This is a genomic window from Absiella sp. AM09-50 (assembly GCF_003433845.1).
GTDB classification, from domain to species: Bacteria; Bacillota_I; Bacilli_A; order Erysipelotrichales; family Erysipelotrichaceae; genus Hoskinsella; species Hoskinsella hominis.
In genome coordinates, this window is record NZ_QVFI01000008.1 from 93,496 (window position 1) to 112,466 (window position 18,971).

Here is an 18,971-nt window from a genome sequence, read left to right on the forward strand (position 1 = left end):
TACTAGTGCTCCAATTTATGTACATATTCTTTTACAGATATGGTTTTGTGTTGTATGCGCAATTATGTCAATTATATTATTCGTATCCAGATTAGAAAAGAAATCTATAGGAGGAAGGATAGCATGATTTATATTACATGAGATTGTCATGGGGATTATTTAAGATTTAGTACAGAAAAATTCCCTGAACAAAAACAAATGACGAAAGAAGACTATGTAATTATAGCGGGAGATTTTGGCTTTTGGAAAAACGATAGGGAACAATATACTCTATCGCATCAATCATGAGTTATGGTGGAAAGAGGAATTGCCAAGCTAAGAAGAAATGGATATTGGTATCCGTAATTTAGAAAAGCATCACAATAAAGTAGATTATATTATTACACATTGTTGTGCTACTAGCACACAGGCATTGATGTCAGCAGGACTTTTTAAAGCAGATATATTAACATATTATTTATAAAAAATCAGAATAAATACGGATTTTAAACGTTGGTATTTTGGACATTATCATGATAATAAAGCAATCAACGATAAAGAAATGTTATTATACGAACAAATAATAAGAATGTTTTGATTATATAACTTAGTTTTTTTTAGCTGTCTTAATAACGGATAAGCGTTACTATAGTGATATAAAGAAAATTAGCAATTGTTCGTATGATGAGCAGTCTTGTTTTCTTCGTATAGGATCACCTTATGTAAACAGAATCATAGAAGCTTTTAAAAGCATTCAGGAGGAACTAACTATGAACACGTTTATGGTACCAGCAGGAGAGTATTTGCAGTTATGTAATATGACAGATAGAACAATCAATGATTTGTATTTCACTTATGGAGATTATTCAATAACAAAAGCAAGAAAAATCGAGGCAAATGCTAGAGAAAACTTCATGATTGCGACAGCTAATCTTCCAAAAGATTATGATTTGGTTTTTTACTTCAAAGATGATGTCGAAAGAAAAATGATATTTAAAGAAGCAGTAAAGAAAATGACAAAAGATAACATGTGGTCGTATTTTTTTGGAAAGATTATAGAAAAGGAAGGCATGTTGGTAATTGAAGAAGATCCAGAAGGGAAAGATTTATACTTTTCTTCACAACAATGATTTAAATGAATATTAAGCTGTGATATCCAAAATTGGGTAGTACAGCTTTTTCTAATATGATGGTAATTTTTCTTGTCATTCAAGTATTTAAATGCAATAATTGTAATATAGAAGCGCTTAAATTAATGGAAAGGATACTAAAATAATGAAAAAAGAAATAGCAAATACGCTATTAAATATCGTTGGCGGAAATAAAAAAATTTATAGATTTTATGATGAAGCAGAAGAATCCAGTATAGATATATATTTTGGCATAGACTCTCCACAAGAGGGGGTCACAACTTATGGAACGATTGGATTATCGGATTATTCTCTCGGCTTGAAATTGGATGGAAATCGTGAATTAAGAGTGGAATTTATTGCTGCTTGTGAAAGTGCTCGTCCTGAATTTGGAAATATATTAAGTTCATGCGCTTTTAATATTATCAATACACATTATCCATGTTTTCCAGGGGTGATATATCCTTCTGTGATCAGCGAATATTATAAAAACTCTGATATGAAGCATATTTTATTAACGACACCATTTTTATGGGATGATTTACATCCATTAGATGATGAAAAAAATCATGTTACATGGTTAATGGCTGTTCCAATTTCAGATAAAGAGCTTAAATATGCGCAAGAATATGGCACAGATGTATTAGAGGATGTTTTTGAAAGAAAAGATATTGATGTATTTGATTTAGATAGAAAATCAGCGATATAGTCTAATGTTTACAAATTAAAATCAATTTTTTTAAATCTATGAGAAAGGATTACATCTCTAGGAAAGATATAGGTGATATAAAATGAAATTCTTTAAAAGAAAGAAACCAAATAATATTTTTGAATTGCCAATAGATAAAGCAGCATTGTACGATGCTTGTATTTTATCAACTTTATTTCATTTAGTGGGAGAATTAAAAGATCCTATTTTCTCATATGAGCAATCATGGGATGATAATCATTATCATAGAATCAATGATGAGGGAAGAGGAACCATAACCTTTCTTGATGATGGATTTATCGCTGCATTTAGATTTGAAGGAAGCAGAAGATTAAGAGAAGAATTTGACATAGAAAACAAATTGAAAGAAATGCCTGAAGAGTATAGAGAAATTGCAGAAAGTGAAACACTGCAATTTCTTTTGGAAGATGTAGATGGAGTAGTGCAACCAAGTATTACCACGTTCATTTGGAATATCAATGGGAAAACATACTCTTTTGATGATTTAACTACATTCCAAACAGAAAGCGCAGAGCTGATCATGCCACATATTTCTAATGAAAAGGACCTTATGAATTATTGGATGGAATATCATGAGGATTTAGATAAAAATGAACTTGATTTCGTTAATACCCTGTGGAATTTTTATAAAAAGAATAAAAGTTTCAAAGGACTGAAACTAAATATATCCGACTTGCCCAATTCCTATCAAGATGATGGATTAAGAGAATTTGTTGAAACTTTAAATGAATTAGGAATTCAACATGATATAAAGCTACCAGAAAAGGTTAAAAAACCTCACATTAAAAGTATAGAAAAAACAGATATAAGTTATGATTATCTATATTTAAATAGATATTGTGCTTATATGACAATTCTATATGCATCAAAAAGAGATTTATTTCCTCATAACATAAAGTTAGAATGGAAAGAAAATTGTTTTTATATAAGTAATGTGACTACAACAATTATTCTTTGTTTTCAAAGAGATTTATTTCCTCATAACATAAAGTTAGAATGGAAAGAAAATTGTTTTTATATAAGTAATGTGACTACAACAATTATTCTTTGTTTTCAAAGAGATTTATTTCCTCATAACATAAAGTTAGAATGGAAAGAAAATTGTTTTTATATAAGTAATGTGACTACAACAATTATTCTTTGTTTTCAAGGTCGAACATATATTGGTGCTTGTTTGACTCATCATTCTTATACAAATAGAAAAGAAATCCCTGATTACATTATGGATAGTATTCATAGCGATAAATGTTTTGCATCTATTATAGCAAAACAAAACTATCCTTCTATGTTATATTTTTGGTGCAATTTTAATGTAGAATCAGAAGTACCTTTTAATGAATGGGAACAAAGTGATATTGGATTAGTTAAGTGGTTTTTAGGCTTTAAAGATGAAGTTAAACCAAAATTACAAAAGAAAGAACAGGATTGTTTTGAAAATATAGTAGAAAAATATATAAAATTAGATATACTAATGTCAATTTTTCAACATACAGTAGTTGAAAGTATAGAAAAAAGATATTTGAAATTGAATAAAGCAGATATAAGTGATGTTGATTTTGATGAACAAGTATTGAGTCAAATAAATATTATGTTGGTAAAGTAGGAATGTGAAAAAAATCACAGTAACAGGATAGTAGATATTTCATGATTATATTTATACTTTTCTTCACAACAACAATTCAAATGGATATTAATTGTAATATAGAAGCGTCTAAATCAATAGGAAGAATAATAAAATTAGAAATTCAACATGATCTCGTTATACCAAAAAGCGATAAATAAAGGTATAAGCTTATTTACTATTTACAATAGTTTGAATTTGTGATACCTTTATTTATAATGAAGGGAGAAAATGATTATGTTAAATACTATTATGCTTGCAAGTAGCGCAGAATATTTAGGTGGATTGCTTTTTGATATCTTTAATGCAGGAATATTCTTTTTCATACTGCTTTTGATTTTAAGAAAAATAAAAAACAAAAAGAATAAAATAAAATGATTTACTGAAGATTTTACCAATTTAATTCATTAATGATTTCTATGATTCTATTCTTATGAAAATTATTGTTTGAGGTTAAGGCAATAAGATGATGATTCTTTCGCAATACAAGAAAAGGCTGCCATTTATATTTCTGACTTATGAAACTGTTATCTCGATCAGGAGTATATACTTCCACACCCTTATATTCATAAGTTTTTACGACTTTACGATTCTTTGTTATGGATCTCATAGCTAAATCTGTTATGAAATTGCTTTTCGTATCATATTGTTGGTAATCAAAATAATTATCATCATTTTCTAAAATACATGATTTATATTTTATTAGAATAGATTGATAGTTTTTAGATTCACACGTATTATGATTTAATTCGGTTACATCAGATGAAAAGGTACATGGTGAAGTAACAGTTGGATGATAAACTGTTAGAAAATGACTATAAAAGAAGTCTAGGCTAAAGTACAACAATCCTGCAATTAGTATTAGTTTGATATAAGATTTTTTCTCACCAAGTTGTTGAAAAATAAATTTACCAATCAATAAACAGACAACAGCCCATGACAAGGTTCCTTTAGATGAATCGCTATGATTGAATAATATCAGAATACTAACGATTAAAACCAAACTTATAAAGTCAAATAGCCAAGTGAAAATAGAACGAATTTTGATTTTCCGTATTTTCTTTTTATAACTTGATGTATGCAATGGTTGATTGAATGTTGAAATTATACAAAATGGAAGAGTGATAAATAATAATAAACTAAGAATAATCGAGATATTGTAAGATAATAAAGTTAAGAATAATTGTGGATAACCATAACATATTGTGAAAGAACAAAAGATAATGAATAATGGAAGCCAGCAGTATCTCCAGCGTAAATGATTTCTCTCTTTTGTTAAAGCATCTTCATGAATGAGCGTATTAAAAAACTCACTAGGACGTTCCATCATGTAATAAATATGAAAATAGGCTGTATGGGTTTCTTTACAATGTTGAATGGTTTTTGAAGTGTTTTCATCGGCTATTTTAGCTTCTACATATCCTTTTTCTTTTAAAGTTTTGTAGTTATAATCTACAATATAGTAATATGGTGTATTACTCTTTTCAAATATTATAAAAGAGTTAGATATGCTATCTAAATACCATCCTTGATCTGCCATATTATCTAAATGTTGCTGCAGGATATCTTTATCTTCCAAAAGAAACTTCATCAATTGTATTTTCATAGTCATCACCTTATTTACCTTGATTAATTCTATTATATAAAATAATCTAGTGAATAAGAAGATATTTTTTAATTATGTATCAAAAAGGATATACCCAATACGGATATATCCTTTACTTTGCATTTGTATGATAATAATTCTGTAAGAATTCTGCTTTATATTCCTCAAATGTTCCATTTTCAATCGCAGCACGTGTTTCTTCAGTTAGACGTACGATAAATCGTAGATTATGTATAGAAGACAAGTTATAGTATTGACGTTTCTTTTCTAAATCAGGGGATTTCCAAAGTTCACGCAATGCGCCACGTGTCCATCCAGCTTTACATGTAGGACAATCACAATGTTCATCAATTAATTCAGTGCTATTAGAGAACTTTGCCAGATTAAAGGGACCATATTTGGTGTATAACTTTCCATGTCTTGCTTCACGTGTAGGTGCTACGCAATCAAATGTATCAGCACCCATTTCTGTACCTATTAAGATATCATCAGGATGTGAAAGGCCAAGCAAATGGCGTGGTTTATTTTCAGGTAACTCTTCACAACACCAGCGTAAGATTTCCCCAAGACTTTCCTTTAAGAAAGCACCACCAAGTCCATAACCATCAAAGTCCATTTCCGCAAATTTTTTTGCTGTAGATCGACGTAAATCTTCCCATCGACCACCTTGTAAAACTCCGTACAAAGATTGATGATAACCCAGCTGATCACATAGTTTTTTATGTTCATCCAAACTCCTTTGTGCCCAGCGTTCTGTACGTGCAAGTGCTTCTACATTATATTCATAGCTATCCGCAAGTGAGGTTAATTCATCATATGCCATATGAATATCTGCACCAATTCTGCATTGTATCTGCATAGATTCTTCTGGACCAATGAAATCTTCCTGATCAGTGAAAGGATCATGGAATTGTACGCCATCTTCACTAACATGTGCCAAACGCTCTTTTGGATCAGCATTCACAACCCCTTGTTCTCGTTTCATACTGACAACTTTTCCACAGCCAGATCCTAAAGACATAACCTGAAATCCACCAGAATCAGTAAGCGTTGGACCATCCCAGCCAGACCATGCGGCAAGACCGCCTTTTTCTGCAATTTCAGGAGATATATTTCTTAAGTGATAACCATTGCTTAACATTGCCTGTGCATTTACTGCATTTAAATCTTCCATTGACATAAAACGCACAGCGCCATTGGTACCTACTGCCATGAAGGCTGGTGTTTTTATATCCCCATGTGGGGTGTGGATAATTCCAGCACGACCAAGTTTTCCTGGGATTCTTTTTGTGATTTCAAAACTGAATGTGTTGTTGTTTTTATATGTTGTCATGTTCCAGTTTTCCTCCTAATTTCTTTGCTATGAATGCTTCTATTGGTGATAATACTATTTCAAATCCAATGCCAAGTACATAAGCAAAAATTGCTTGTGCTAGGAATTCCTGAAATGCCAGTACACCAAAGAAGGCAATTGTTTCAAAGATAAATGAATCAATAATATGTGCAAATGCAGAAGAGCCAAGTGCTCTTGCGATAAAGCTTGATGCGAAAATTCCATTACCGTTCTTCAGCTTTGTGAAGATAAAGTTATTAAAGATATTTGAACAAAGATAGGCGATTAGCGAACCAATAATGATTCGTGGTGTAAAGCCAAGAACACTTGCGTAAGCTTCTTGCATATTCCAGCCATCATAAGCCGGTAAGGCGATGACGATATAAAATACGAGAATCGCTAATATATTAACGAAAAAACCTGCGAATATAATACTTTTGGCAATTTTCTTTCCATAAAATTCCACAATCAAATCGCCCATAATATAGGTGATTGGGAATAAGACGACACCTCCATCTACTGCAATGCCAAAAAGGTTCCATAACTTAACAGCTGATAGGTTTGAAATCAGCAGTGTACCAGCTGAAATCGCTGCGAAATAAATCAAAAGCTTCATTTTAAAATTGCTCATGGTGGTATTATATCACAAAATGTTATGGTGGAAACATCTACATATAATTATAATTAGTGGAAAGATTAATAGAAAATATATGAATAAAAATCAAAGTTCATACAGAATTTAAAGCTAAAATTATAAATAGATATACTTTTTACAACTTAATCAAGGTATAATAGTAAAAAGGTATTTTATAAAGAAAATAGAAAGGGAAATTATATGCAGATACAAGTTATTCAAAGAAAAGCGGCAGCACGTAAAGAAATAGGAAGGAAAGTTTATGAAATTTCAATGGTACACACGCTTCGTGATTTATTATTAGCGATGTGTGAACAGTTATATAATCAGCAATATCATGGAAATGTATGTGATATTTACCAACATGAAGATACAGGTAAGATAGTTTTTGGTATGTATAACCAGCACAAAGAACCTTTATCAAAAGCAAAACAAACAATTTTACAAGATTATGAAGATGGTTTATTCCGGGTATTTGTAAGAGGAGAAGAGGTAAAAGAGCTGGATGAAGAACTTCGACTAAAAGATGGAGATGAAGTGGTATGGATAAAAATGGTTATGTTGACAGGGAGGTTATGGTAAATGAATTATCAGGTATGGATCGAGAAGGCGAAAGCATATAATCAATCATTGCAGAGGATAAAGTTAACGCCACTACAGAAAAAATATGTAAATACAGTTGATTCTAATGAAGGATATTATCTTGTTTTTGATTATCGAGAAATTGTAGACTTGATACCAGATCGAGTAGATACTTTTTTGGATAACCAGCATGAATTTCGGGCACTATTAAAAACCCAATCACAATATTTATGTACCTATATCAAAGAAGTACCTTCTTTTGCATATACCAAAGGATATACGCGTATTTCTGCCAGAACCTGTCATTTAAAAGATCATGCAATGCAATTAGTTGAAGATATTGCAGCATTTTATATAACAGATGCTTGTGGGCTTGACATAAAGTCAATGATACAGGGAGCATATGATCATGAATTTCGTTATTCCTTTGCACCTGTTATGGCAGCTGCTTTTTTACAGGAAGATCAAGAATCAATTGCTGCAGCAAAAGAGGTTTTAACAAGTGAAAATAATGTTGGTGTATTAACACGAGATTTAATCTGTGCCATTGCGATGTCACATAATGAAGAACTACAAGATCTTTTATTATCTGTTGTATCCGCAGCACGTCTGCAGGAAGGGTTACGCCAAAGTGTTGCAGAAGTTTGCGATGCTTATCAGCTATCTTTCTTGAATAAAATGATTTCACTGATCATGAAGGAAAATCTTATACGCTATGCATCCATACAGCGTGCAATCATGACGTGGTGTGGTATCGGTTATGAAGAAGTAACGACACGCCAGATTGGTTATTTATTAGAACATATTCATTTATATATACAGGATGAAGCTTCACGAAAACATGCATTATTAAGTGATCAGCCTTTGGATATTTACCTGGCTTTATTTGTCAATGGTATCAAAAATAAAGAAGATGCAATAAAGGAAGGTATCACTTTATTTGAACGTGGACAATCTCATATTACTGCCAGCGTAATTGTTTATCTTATCAATATTCAAAACTTCTCATCTGCAGATTATCTTTATTTATTTCAAGAATATGAACACGATAAGTGGATACTGGCATTATTATATGATCAGCTGAATTTTGCTATCTATCAATATTCACCTTTTCAAAATACGAGGGAAGCTTATGCTTTTGCGAAAAGGATGGAAGCTTTTATACATAATATGAAAGCGCAAGAAACATATCATTGTAAAGGATTTGAATGGTTTTATTTACGCATATCCAAAAATCAAATAGCACATGCTCTTTATGATTTATATCATTTGCATAAAGAATGTCCTGAAATATTAGAGCTGTTTTTACCATATGCAGTAGGTTCCCTATATGGAGATCAATTAAAAGATATGGTGAAATATGATTTATCAATGGTATCAAGAAGTGCACAAAGTAAATATCTTTTAAAAAACATTACAGCGGCAAATGAAACCTTACAGGAAGCCGTTAAGAATCGTTTCTTACAATTGGATTTAACAGAAGATGAAATTCTTCAATTAGAAGAAAAATTGAAAACAAAAAGGGGAAATGCAAGGGGACGCATTGTGGAAATCCTTGCGAATCAAAAAACATCAGTTGTTCAGGCAAGTTATGAAAGATTGTCTAGTGACGCTATGTTGACCAGACAAGACGCCGCTAAAGAACTTGCTGATAAAGTGCCAGGATTAGCGAAGGTTCAATCAAAGGATATTAAAGAAGTTACATATTCTATGAAAGATGGTCTTGGATTATATCATCAAGATCAGATCATCCCATGTGAAGTCAAGGAAAACATACCAACCTGTGAGATAAGAAGTGCTTTGTTTCACAAGAAAATAGTGCCTGATTTATCCTCTGTTTTTGTATGGAACGAGCAGAAACTGTTTGATTATTTCGAAGTATGGTCAAAGCGTATAGAAAAGCATGGAGAATTAGAATATCAACGATATGGAGAATATTATCAAATAAATAATGTACATGGAATCTATAAAGACTGGTCTAAAAATGGTATGGATGCAATGCCGTTTCCCGAAATCTGGAGGGACTACTTTCAACAAGATGCATTATCCATGGAACAATTGTTTATTTTAGTATCTCAGCTGAATGCACCATATGCCAATGAGGATGTATCACTGACAAAAGTGTTTTATCATGCACAAGGCATTGTTGATGTAGCAAAAAGATTAGAAAAAATCCCATATTATAAAACTATAACAGAATTAATAGAAGCATATTATGAAGATATAAAAGAGGAAGCACGAAAGATATTTTTTCATCAGTCAAAAATCGTTTTAACAGCATTACTACAAGATGCCAAAATTGATAGTTATAAACAAAAAGAATCCTATACAAACACAACGTATAGTGTTTCTTTATTATTACATTATCAATTAAAGTTTATGTTGAGTATATTAGAAAACGAATGGGAAAACGAAGAAGAGTTTAAATCAATATGCCCATTAATTTTACAATTGTTTGATCGTTTTACAAGGCAGACAGATATTGAAATTACCAATAAATATATCCCTTCTCCTTTGTTTTTAGCAAAAGCTGTAAAAGAAGGTTTTGTATCAAAGGAACTATTATACGAAGGAATCTTATGTATATATTCAAAAGAAAAAATACATGGATACTATGGAGAATCAAATGAATTAAATAATGCAATACGTTTAACTTATCAAGGGTATGCCTATAATAGGCCAAAAAGATTTAATGGAATTTTGAATAAAAAATATCAGGATGTACAGTCAATATTGGTAGAATGTCTGGATGAAATTACAGATCGTATAATTCAATCAGAATGTACCCGAATCAATCAGAAAACCGATGTTAGTGATTTTGTTCATTCACTAGATGTTGTATTTGGATTATCCCGTTTGATTAAGCTTATTCAGGCAATGGAACATGAAAACTTTGTTCGCCATACAAGAGGGAATGAAAAGCGAGATCATTTAACATGGTTCATTCGTCATTGCTGGCCTCTAGATTCTGATTGTGCAGATATGTTTCATGATACAGGTATAAAAGAGGAACGATTAGTGGAAGTCGCAATGCTTGCACCACAATGGATTTCTTTAATTTCTGAATACTTAAAATGGGATGGTTTTGTTCAAGGATGCTATTATTTTATAGCACATATGAAGGAAGGCGCAGATGATGCAAAGAAAGCAGAAATTGCAAAATATACCAGCCTTGATCCAATTGACTTGCAAGATGGCGCTTTTGATATGGAATGGTGTCGTCAGGTTTATAAACGTTTAGGCAAGAAACGATTCCAAGTATTATATCAAGCTTCAAAATTTCTATGCGATAATGCATGTCATACACGTGCTAGAAAGTATGCTGATGCCTGCCTTGGATTCAGTAAAAAGGAAGATTTATTAAAACAGGCGCAGGAAAAGCGTAATAAAGATGCTTTGAATGCATATTGTATTGTGCCTTTAACTGATGAACAGGATTTATTAGAGCGATATCAGAACGTGCAAACATTCTTAACGCAGTCTAAGCAGTTTGGTTCACAACGCCAAGCAAGTGAAAAACGTTGTGTACAAATTGCTCTCATCAATCTTGCTAGAAATTCTGGTTATGGTGATGTCACACGTTTAACATGGATGATGGAATCAAAGATTATTGAAAGTACAAAGCAATATTTAATTCCTCAAAAAGTTGATGACTACGAAGCCTGGATTGAAATCCTTAGTGATGGCAAAAATAAACTCAGAATCAGTAAAAATGGAAAACTGTTGAATAGTGTTCCGGCAAAAATAAAGAAACATGAAGTAATACTTACAATGAAAGAAATACACCAAGATTTTAATAAACAGCAGCAACGTAGTAAAGCATTGTTAGAAAGCGCAATGGAAGAGCAAACATGCTTTCATAAAGAAGAAATCGAAGTGCTGATGCATCATCCGATATTATCTCCATTGCTTTCTTCACTTGTTTTAAAACAAGCCACAGGTTTTGGCTTTTATAAGGATGGATTGCTTTGGGACACACAGCAATATCATGAATTAAAAGATCAAATCCAGATTGCCCATCCCTATGATTTATATCAAGCAGGAATCTGGCAGGATTTTCAACAATATATTTTTATGCAACAAATTGTACAGCCATTTAAACAGGTATTCCGTGAACTTTATTTGAAATTAGATGAAGAAAAAGATGTATCTATGAGTAAACGTTACAGTGGTTATCAGATACAAGTCAAGAAAGCAGCAGCGGCATTAAAATCTCGTAAATGGAATCTAAGCTATGAAACAGGAATACAACGTATCTTGTATCATAAAGATATTATTGTGAATTTATATGCAGAAGCAGATTGGTTTTCTCCATCCGATATAGAGGCGCCATGTATTGATTATGTAGAGTTTATCCATCGTAAAACAGGGAAACCAGTCTTAATAAAAGATATTGATGATATTACATATTCTGAAATTATGCGTGATTTAGATATGGCGGTCAGTGTTGCATATGTTGGTGGTGTGGATCCTTTAACAACCACCTCAACGATAGAATTGCGTGCAGCAATCATCACATATACAATGGAATTGATGCGTCTTGATAACGTGACTATTCAGGATCATTTTGCGAATATCAAAGGATCGTTAAATGATTATTCTGTTCATTTAGGTAGTGGGATGATACATCAAAAACATGGAGCGAATATTCATATTCTTCCAGTACACAGCCAGCGCAGAGGAAAACAGTATCTTCCATTTTTAGATGAAGATCCAAAGACGGCAGAAATTTTATCAAAAATCATTTTACTTGCTGAAGATCAAAAACTAAAAGATCCAACTATCCTTTCACAAATATACCGTATATAAAAAAGATGGAATCAGTTTCCATCTTTTACATTTGTACACAGTTCTTTCCATTTCGTTTTGCGACATATAAACGCTGATCAGCTTCTTCAAAAATAGCTTTCAAAGTAGTATTGATTTGTGTCTGATGACAACATCCAATACTGATGGTAAATGTGATCTGGTTATCACCACATTTTACTATACAGGATTCACAAGTATAACGGATATGCTCAGCTATTTGATACAACTCTTGTTGAGAAACATTATTAATCAACAGGATAAATTCTTCTCCGCCAAATCGAGCAATGATACCATGCTGTTTAAACTGATCCATAACATTTGTTACCTGGCGAATGACTTCATCCCCCTGAATATGTCCATAGGTATCATTAATATTTTTAAAGTTATCGATATCAATCATCAAAGCACCCAAAGCTTCATGATTTTCTTTAGCCTGTAAAAGCATCTGTTCTCCATGCTGCATCAATGCACTTCGATTATATGTTCCTGTTAGATAATCATAACTGGATTTATCCAGAGCACTTTCAAATTGATAGATATTATGTAACGCAATTGCTACATAATCAGCAAATACCTGTAGTAATCCCTGATCAGTTTGACTAAAGAAATTAATCTGATAAGAACCAAAATAGATAATCGCCAATAGATTATTCTGATAAGTCACAGGCTGTAATAAAATTGAACGTAAACTTTTTTCATATAAAGAACCAAGCTGTCCACAGATTGCATCGCCTTCCTGAATATTGGCATTGACAATAGCTTCCTTATCATTGATACACTGTTGAAGAACTGGGTGTGTGGCAGATAGAAAAATGGTCATATCTAAAGATTGGAATTGATTTTTCTTTTCATTATACAGAAGCAGTCTGCTAACATCAAATTTAAATATCTGAGGCAGACGTTCTTGAATGATTTCAATCAGCTGGCTTCTTGTAAGTGTAGAAGTTACCGTTTTCCCAAAAGTAGTGATATCTAACAAACGCTGATACAATACCTCATAGGAAAGCATACGGTTACGTTCCCATACGTCTTCAATTTCATGGCGATACATATCATCAATGAAGTTTACATATTTAATACTTCGATCATGTGCTTCTTTTAAAGACGTATATGCCTCTTCATATTGTTTTTTTCTAGCTTTTAACAGTGCGATTTCTTCATGTATCTGACGTTTATGCCCCAGCATGTTATTGACGTTTTTTAATACGATTTCATAATAAACTTCAGCTTGATCATACGCATGGATAAACATAAAGTAACGTGCATACGCAAGATATACTTCCATATTATCAATCATATCGTTGGTTTCAAAATTGTAGGTATCTTGTAAGTGGTGAAATGCCCGTTTTGCTTCTTCATAATCTTTTTCCATCATGGCAGCTTCCAGATAGAATTTATTAAACAGAGATGTGTCAAATAACTCTGTTGTTTGTATATGATTTGCATAAGTTTCAATGATTGAACGCAGTTTCTCGATATTTCCTGAACTGACACATAAGTTGCCATAAAGGAATATGGTAACGATAAAATTGCTTTCTCCAATAAATTCTCTTTTTTGTAGAGTTTCTTCTACCTGTTGAATTGCTTTTCCATACAGACCAAATTCTGACAGTATGATTGCGCCATTGTTTAAGAAAGCAGAGTAATAAGACATGCGCTCGCTTTTTTCTGCCATTGGCATAGCCTGCAAGATTTCATCATAAGCAGCTCCATAATCTTCTTTTAAAATATTACCAAGAACCGCATTATTCGCAACTGTCAAGATACCCTCGGTGTTCTCATATCCAGGAATCTGCTTAAAAAGAGCACGAGCTTTTTCATTATATTCAATCGCCAGATCGACATCATTAGAGTATAAAAAATAAAAGATCATAGAGTAGCCAAGAGCTGTAGAATAGGCATAGTGCTGTTCTTTTGCAATCGTTAAAAAACGTTTTAGGATAGGGTATAGTTCATCTGATAATCCTATATTATTCAGAATCAATTGTTTTAATTTCACATTGACGTCTTCATCAACTTCAAATTGTTTAAAATATTCATCAAATGTTCTCTGCAGCTCTATTTTCATATAAGACTCCTTTATGTCACATATATATCTTACACTAATATTTGTGAAGAAAGTATTTTATTTGAGAAAAATAATAAAAAGTACTTCTTTTCTGTTAATTTTAATACTTTTTATATTTTATTCCTAGTATTTTTCATATATTTTCTAATATATTTTAAAGTTTTTCTCATATAAGATATTTTAATGCAAAATATCCATTTATTTATACAATAAGTATGATGAAAAGGCCATATATCATAAAAAGTATGGTAAAATAAATATATTAGGCACAATAAGGAGAAAAAATTTATGAAACAAATGTTTTTTATGGATGGAAAGCAGAAACGCCTGTTTTTAGGACTGATCTGCATGATTATTGCGATTATATCCGTGCTTTCATGGGGATTGATCAAAAAGGGAGAAAATATTGTTGGTAAAGAAGTCAACAGCTATCTAAATGAATTATCCCAACAAACTTCCTTTAAAGTAGAACAGCGTGTAGAAACAAATGTATCTTACATCAGTAATATCGCAAATGAATTAAAATATATAAGCGAAACCAAATATGAAGCATTTGTAAATGATAGTCTATCAAGCAGTGCGTTTGAATGGTTTGGATTTATGGACAACAAAGATATCCTGCATGTTGAGGGGCGAGAGCCTATCCATATTGACGCCTTACATATCACAGAAAAATTGAAAACAAGCGATGTGTACATCAGTGATGAACTTGTTTCATTATATAAGGGAGAAAAGGGTCTGATATATGCAGTTCCTTATCTTGATAACGATGATTATACAGCCATCATTGGATATATTCCTGTGGATACAATGAAACTGTTAATGAATACCGACACCTTTTCAGGAACGGGATTTTCACATATTATTTCTTATGAAGGAAATTATATCAAGCGTTCTACCAATGAAAATGCCTTATTAGATGGTTCCAATTTCTTTACAAGTTTTGAAGAACGGGCAGTTATGGAGTCTGGCTATTCTCTTGCACAGATGAAAGCTGATATGAAAGATGGCAAAAGCGGCAGTTTTGAGTTCAGAGTTGATGGACAAAAAAAGCGTACTTTAACATATAAGCCATTAGAAGGCACAAGCTGGTATCTTTTATCCATTGTACCTTCCACCATCTATGCACGAAATTTATTAGAATATATAAACATGACAATCTTTGTATTAGTAGGATCATTATTTGTATTATTCATAGGATTCATTTTCATTTTAACGTATCGTACTTATAAAGCAAATAAAGAAATCTCAGATCTTGCATATAAAGATTCAGTCACCGAAGGTATTTCTCAGATTATGCTGGAGATTGAATTAAAGAAAAAGTTGAAGAATTTTCATCCTTATACATTTGTTTCGCTGGACTTACGTAAATTCAAATTGATCAATGATACCTTTGGCGCCGATGCAGGCAATCAAGTGTTGGCACATGTTTATAAAACCATCCAAAACAAGCTGCACGCTGGAGAGTTTGTCGCAAGAATCAACGCAGATAATTTTAATATTGTATTCAATTCCACAGATGAAAAAGAAATTGAAGAACGACTACAGGATATCGCACAAAATATCAATGTCTATAACATAAATTCAGATAAACCTTACTATATGCCTATTTCTTGCGGCTGTTATGTTGTAAAAGATGAATCACAGGAAATTGTAGTTATCCGTGATAAAGCAAATATCGCCAGAAAGAAAGATAAGGAAAACAGTGCCCATCATTTATGTACAATCAACTTTTACAATGATATGGAACATGAACAGATGATTAAGGAAAAACGTTTGGAAAATATGATGGAAAAAGCTTTAAAGGAAGAAGAATTTGTCGTATATCTTCAACCAAAAGTAAGCTTGAAGACCGGTCATGTGATTGGTTCAGAAGCGCTTGTCCGCTGGGATAGTCCAACAGATGGTATGATCTTGCCAAATGATTTTATACCACTGTTTGAAAAGAATGATTTTATTATCAAATTGGATTTATATGTATTTGAAAAAGTCTGTCAAACACTAAAAGAATGGATAGATAGTGGAAAAGAGGCATTACCGATTTCTGTGAACTTATCACGTAACCATTTACGCTACAACAATTTCCTTAAAGAATATAAGTATATTCAGGAACGTTATGATATTCCTTCACATTTGATTGAAATCGAATTAACAGAAACCGTTGTATTTGAAAACTTGGAGCTTTTGAAGAATGTCATTGATGAAATTCATGAATTTGGATATTTATGTTCTATGGATGATTTTGGCAGTGGCTATTCTTCCTTGAATGTTTTAAAAGAAATTCCTGTGGATATTTTAAAACTGGATAAAGTATTCTTTGAATATGAAGATGATAAAAAAGCAGAATATATTATTGAATCCGTCATAGATCTTGCTAATCATCTTGGCATGGAAACCATTGCGGAGGGGGTAGAAACCATACCGCAGGTAGAGTTATTAAAAGCTTTAAAATGCGATATTGTGCAGGGATATGTATTCTCCAAGCCATTACCAATTTCAAGCTTTGAAGAACTTCTTGAAAATAATCCAAAACTGATGAATCCATAATATATGCAGTAGATTTTAAATAATTATTATAAGAATGGGAATATTTTCACATGAAGATATCCCATTCTTTTTTAGCTGTTAATCGTTTAATACAAGGAATTAATTGTGGATAGCTTATGTAAATTTTATTGATATGGTAATATAAAGGATGGAAAAAAGGGGTATTGTTTATGGTCGCAACATTGATTTTGTTATTGTTGGTTATTGTTATGGTATTATATATTCTTTATTATGGATATGATGTATACACACATCGTGATGAACTTGAAGCGGAAACATCTTGTGTAAAAGCCGGATGCTTTGGCTTTATTTGTTTATTTTTTGATGTACTTGGCATTGGAGCTTTTGCGCCTCATACGACCCTTTATCATCGATTTCATCAGGTAAAAGATTATTTAATTCCGGGTACATTAAATGTGGGTAATGCAATTCCTACCATTATTCAGGCACTTATTTTTATCCATCTTGTGAAGGTAGATACGATAACGCTTGTCAATATGCTTATGGCATCTGTCATCGGTTCTTATCTTGGTGCTTCTATTGTTTCAAAAATGGATGAACAAAAAATCAGATTAAGCATGGGTATCGCCTTATTGATTACCGCATTATTCATGTTTCTAAGCGCAGTTGGGCTTATGGATATTGGAGGTAATGCCGATGGATTAAGTGGTATGAAACTAATCATTGCCATAGTAGTCAATTTTTTACTTGGTGCACTCATGACTGTTGGTGTGGGATTATATTCACCATGTATGGCACTTGTTTCATTATTAGGCATGTCCCCAACCATTGCTTTTCCTATCATGATGGGATCTTGTGCATTCTTAATGCCTGTATGTGGTGTAAAATTTATCAAAAGTGGCATGTATAATCGAAAAGCAGCAGTATCATCAACAATTGCAGGATCTGTTGGTGTTTTGTTAGCAGCATTTATCGTAAAATCATTACCTTTACAGGTTCTTCGCTGGGGTGTCGTTGTGGTTGTTATTTATACCGCATGTTCCATGTTGAAAGCAGGCATGAAAAAATAATATGTCAAGGATGTTATGTCTATGTGTTAGCTAACATTGACGAAGTGTCATGAATTATGTATATTTCATTATGATGCTTCAATCATTCTGATGATTTTACGCTCATTTGACGGTAATAAACAATCCGGTGTTTTGCGGTATCTAATTGATGCTGGCTCATGGTGATCTTTCCTTTATATATATTGATCAGACCTTCGTCTTTTAGCTTTGATATGGTACGGTTCAATGTTTTGACACTGATACCAATTTCTTCATATAAATCATTTCGTGTCTTTTTTACCGTGATGAATGGTTCTTTTGTGTGGCTGATCAAAGGTTCCACATAACTGATTAAATAATCCAGCAACAAGAACTGTGGTGGATAAAACAGCTTGGCCCCTCGATTATAAGAGGAACGATATAATTTTAACGCAACTTTTGCGGATACTAGACGTAAGAAATGAATATCCTGTGCAATCCATGCTTCAAAGTCAGCTCTTGAAATATATAAAATGATACTTTCACTAATTGTTTCAATCGTGACACTGGTCTTAGGCATACCGGCAAGAATGGTTACCTCACCTATAAAATCAATGGGTTCATTTTTTTCAATCATAAAAATATTACCATTTTCAAATTCATTAATTACACGGTGTTCACCACTTGCGACAATGCCAAAATAATCTAATGGACTATCTTTTTGATGGATGATATATCCTGGTGGATGCACCTTGATGTTCATCCTGTTTTTATATTCTTCTGGCATATGGCGAAGGTAGTCTTTTAAGGCAGGTACCTTCTTTAAAACTTCATCTAATGTCATGGTATCACGCTCCACTTTGATTGTATCATGAAATTAGTAAAATTTTCCTTGAAAATAGCCCAATTGTCCTTTTTTTGAGGCTTATACTTTTGGTACCAT

General features: G+C 32.4%; 14 protein-coding genes. 9 read left to right on the forward strand and 5 right to left on the reverse strand.

What is annotated here, in order from left to right; genetic code table 11:
- The first annotated feature begins 325 nt into the window (after positions 1–325).
- The 5 genes from DW114_RS21490 (at position 326) to DW114_RS21255 (ending at position 3,838) form a co-directional block, all read left to right on the forward strand.
- A complete protein-coding gene (locus tag DW114_RS21490; RefSeq protein WP_199483556.1) occupies positions 326–463 on the forward strand; it encodes a hypothetical protein in 138 nt (45 codons plus the stop codon).
- Positions 464–749: 286 nt separating this feature from the next.
- Positions 750–1,109: a hypothetical protein gene (locus tag DW114_RS09205; RefSeq protein ID WP_117453457.1), complete on the forward strand. Its 360-nt coding sequence runs from the start codon at positions 750–752 to the stop codon at positions 1,107–1,109.
- A 145-nt stretch (positions 1,110–1,254) separates the two neighbouring features.
- Positions 1,255–1,818 carry a suppressor of fused domain protein gene (locus DW114_RS09210; RefSeq protein WP_117453458.1) on the forward strand — a complete coding sequence of 188 codons (564 nt, stop codon included), beginning with the start codon at positions 1,255–1,257 and terminating at the stop codon, positions 1,816–1,818.
- Between the two features lie 82 nt (positions 1,819–1,900).
- Positions 1,901–3,442 (forward strand): hypothetical protein, encoded by a 1,542-nt coding sequence (locus DW114_RS09215; protein ID WP_117453459.1) that lies wholly within the window; start codon positions 1,901–1,903, stop codon positions 3,440–3,442.
- Positions 3,443–3,697: 255 nt separating this feature from the next.
- Positions 3,698–3,838, forward strand: coding sequence for a hypothetical protein (locus DW114_RS21255; protein ID WP_158552222.1), 141 nt, complete (start codon positions 3,698–3,700; stop codon positions 3,836–3,838).
- Positions 3,839–3,851: 13 nt separating this feature from the next.
- Here DW114_RS21255 and DW114_RS09220 read toward each other — a convergent pair whose 3' ends face one another.
- From DW114_RS09220 to DW114_RS09230, 3 genes are all read right to left on the reverse strand, one after another.
- Entirely contained in the window at positions 3,852–5,066 is a 1,215-nt protein-coding gene (locus tag DW114_RS09220; RefSeq protein ID WP_158552223.1) for a DUF2812 domain-containing protein, read from the reverse strand.
- A gap of 112 nt (positions 5,067–5,178) precedes the next feature.
- Positions 5,179–6,399, reverse strand: a complete 1,221-nt coding sequence (tgt, locus tag DW114_RS09225; protein ID WP_117453461.1) for a tRNA guanosine(34) transglycosylase Tgt — start codon at positions 6,397–6,399, stop codon at positions 5,179–5,181.
- Positions 6,386–7,030, reverse strand: coding sequence for a queuosine precursor transporter (locus DW114_RS09230; protein WP_117453462.1), 645 nt, complete (start codon positions 7,028–7,030; stop codon positions 6,386–6,388). The genes tgt and DW114_RS09230 overlap by 14 nt, the downstream gene beginning before the upstream one ends.
- A 204-nt stretch (positions 7,031–7,234) precedes the next feature.
- Here DW114_RS09230 and DW114_RS09235 point away from each other — a divergent pair, with 204 nt between their 5' ends.
- Together DW114_RS09235 and DW114_RS09240 are read left to right on the forward strand one after the other, a co-directional pair.
- Complete coding sequence (locus DW114_RS09235) at positions 7,235–7,615, forward strand: hypothetical protein (RefSeq protein WP_117453463.1); 381 nt, start codon at positions 7,235–7,237, stop codon at positions 7,613–7,615.
- On the forward strand, positions 7,616–12,424 hold the full coding sequence (locus tag DW114_RS09240; protein WP_117453464.1) for a DUF4132 domain-containing protein: 4,809 nt from the start codon (positions 7,616–7,618) through the stop codon (positions 12,422–12,424).
- Positions 12,425–12,449: 25 nt separating this feature from the next.
- On the opposite strand, the gene DW114_RS09245 is transcribed toward DW114_RS09240, so the two are convergent.
- Entirely contained in the window at positions 12,450–14,492 is a 2,043-nt protein-coding gene (locus DW114_RS09245; RefSeq protein WP_117453465.1) for a sensor domain-containing diguanylate cyclase, read from the reverse strand.
- A 288-nt stretch (positions 14,493–14,780) separates the two neighbouring features.
- On the opposite strand from DW114_RS09245, the gene DW114_RS09250 reads away from it, so the two are divergent.
- A complete protein-coding gene (locus DW114_RS09250) occupies positions 14,781–17,039 on the forward strand; it encodes an EAL domain-containing protein (protein ID WP_117453466.1) in 2,259 nt (752 codons plus the stop codon).
- A 170-nt stretch (positions 17,040–17,209) separates the two neighbouring features.
- Positions 17,210–18,070 (forward strand): sulfite exporter TauE/SafE family protein, encoded by an 861-nt coding sequence (locus tag DW114_RS09255; protein WP_117453467.1) that lies wholly within the window; start codon positions 17,210–17,212, stop codon positions 18,068–18,070.
- A gap of 82 nt (positions 18,071–18,152) precedes the next feature.
- Here the strand turns inward: DW114_RS09255 and DW114_RS09260 are convergent, their stop codons facing one another.
- Positions 18,153–18,872 (reverse strand): Crp/Fnr family transcriptional regulator, encoded by a 720-nt coding sequence (locus tag DW114_RS09260; RefSeq protein ID WP_117453468.1) that lies wholly within the window; start codon positions 18,870–18,872, stop codon positions 18,153–18,155.
- Positions 18,873–18,971: the final 99 nt, after the last annotated feature.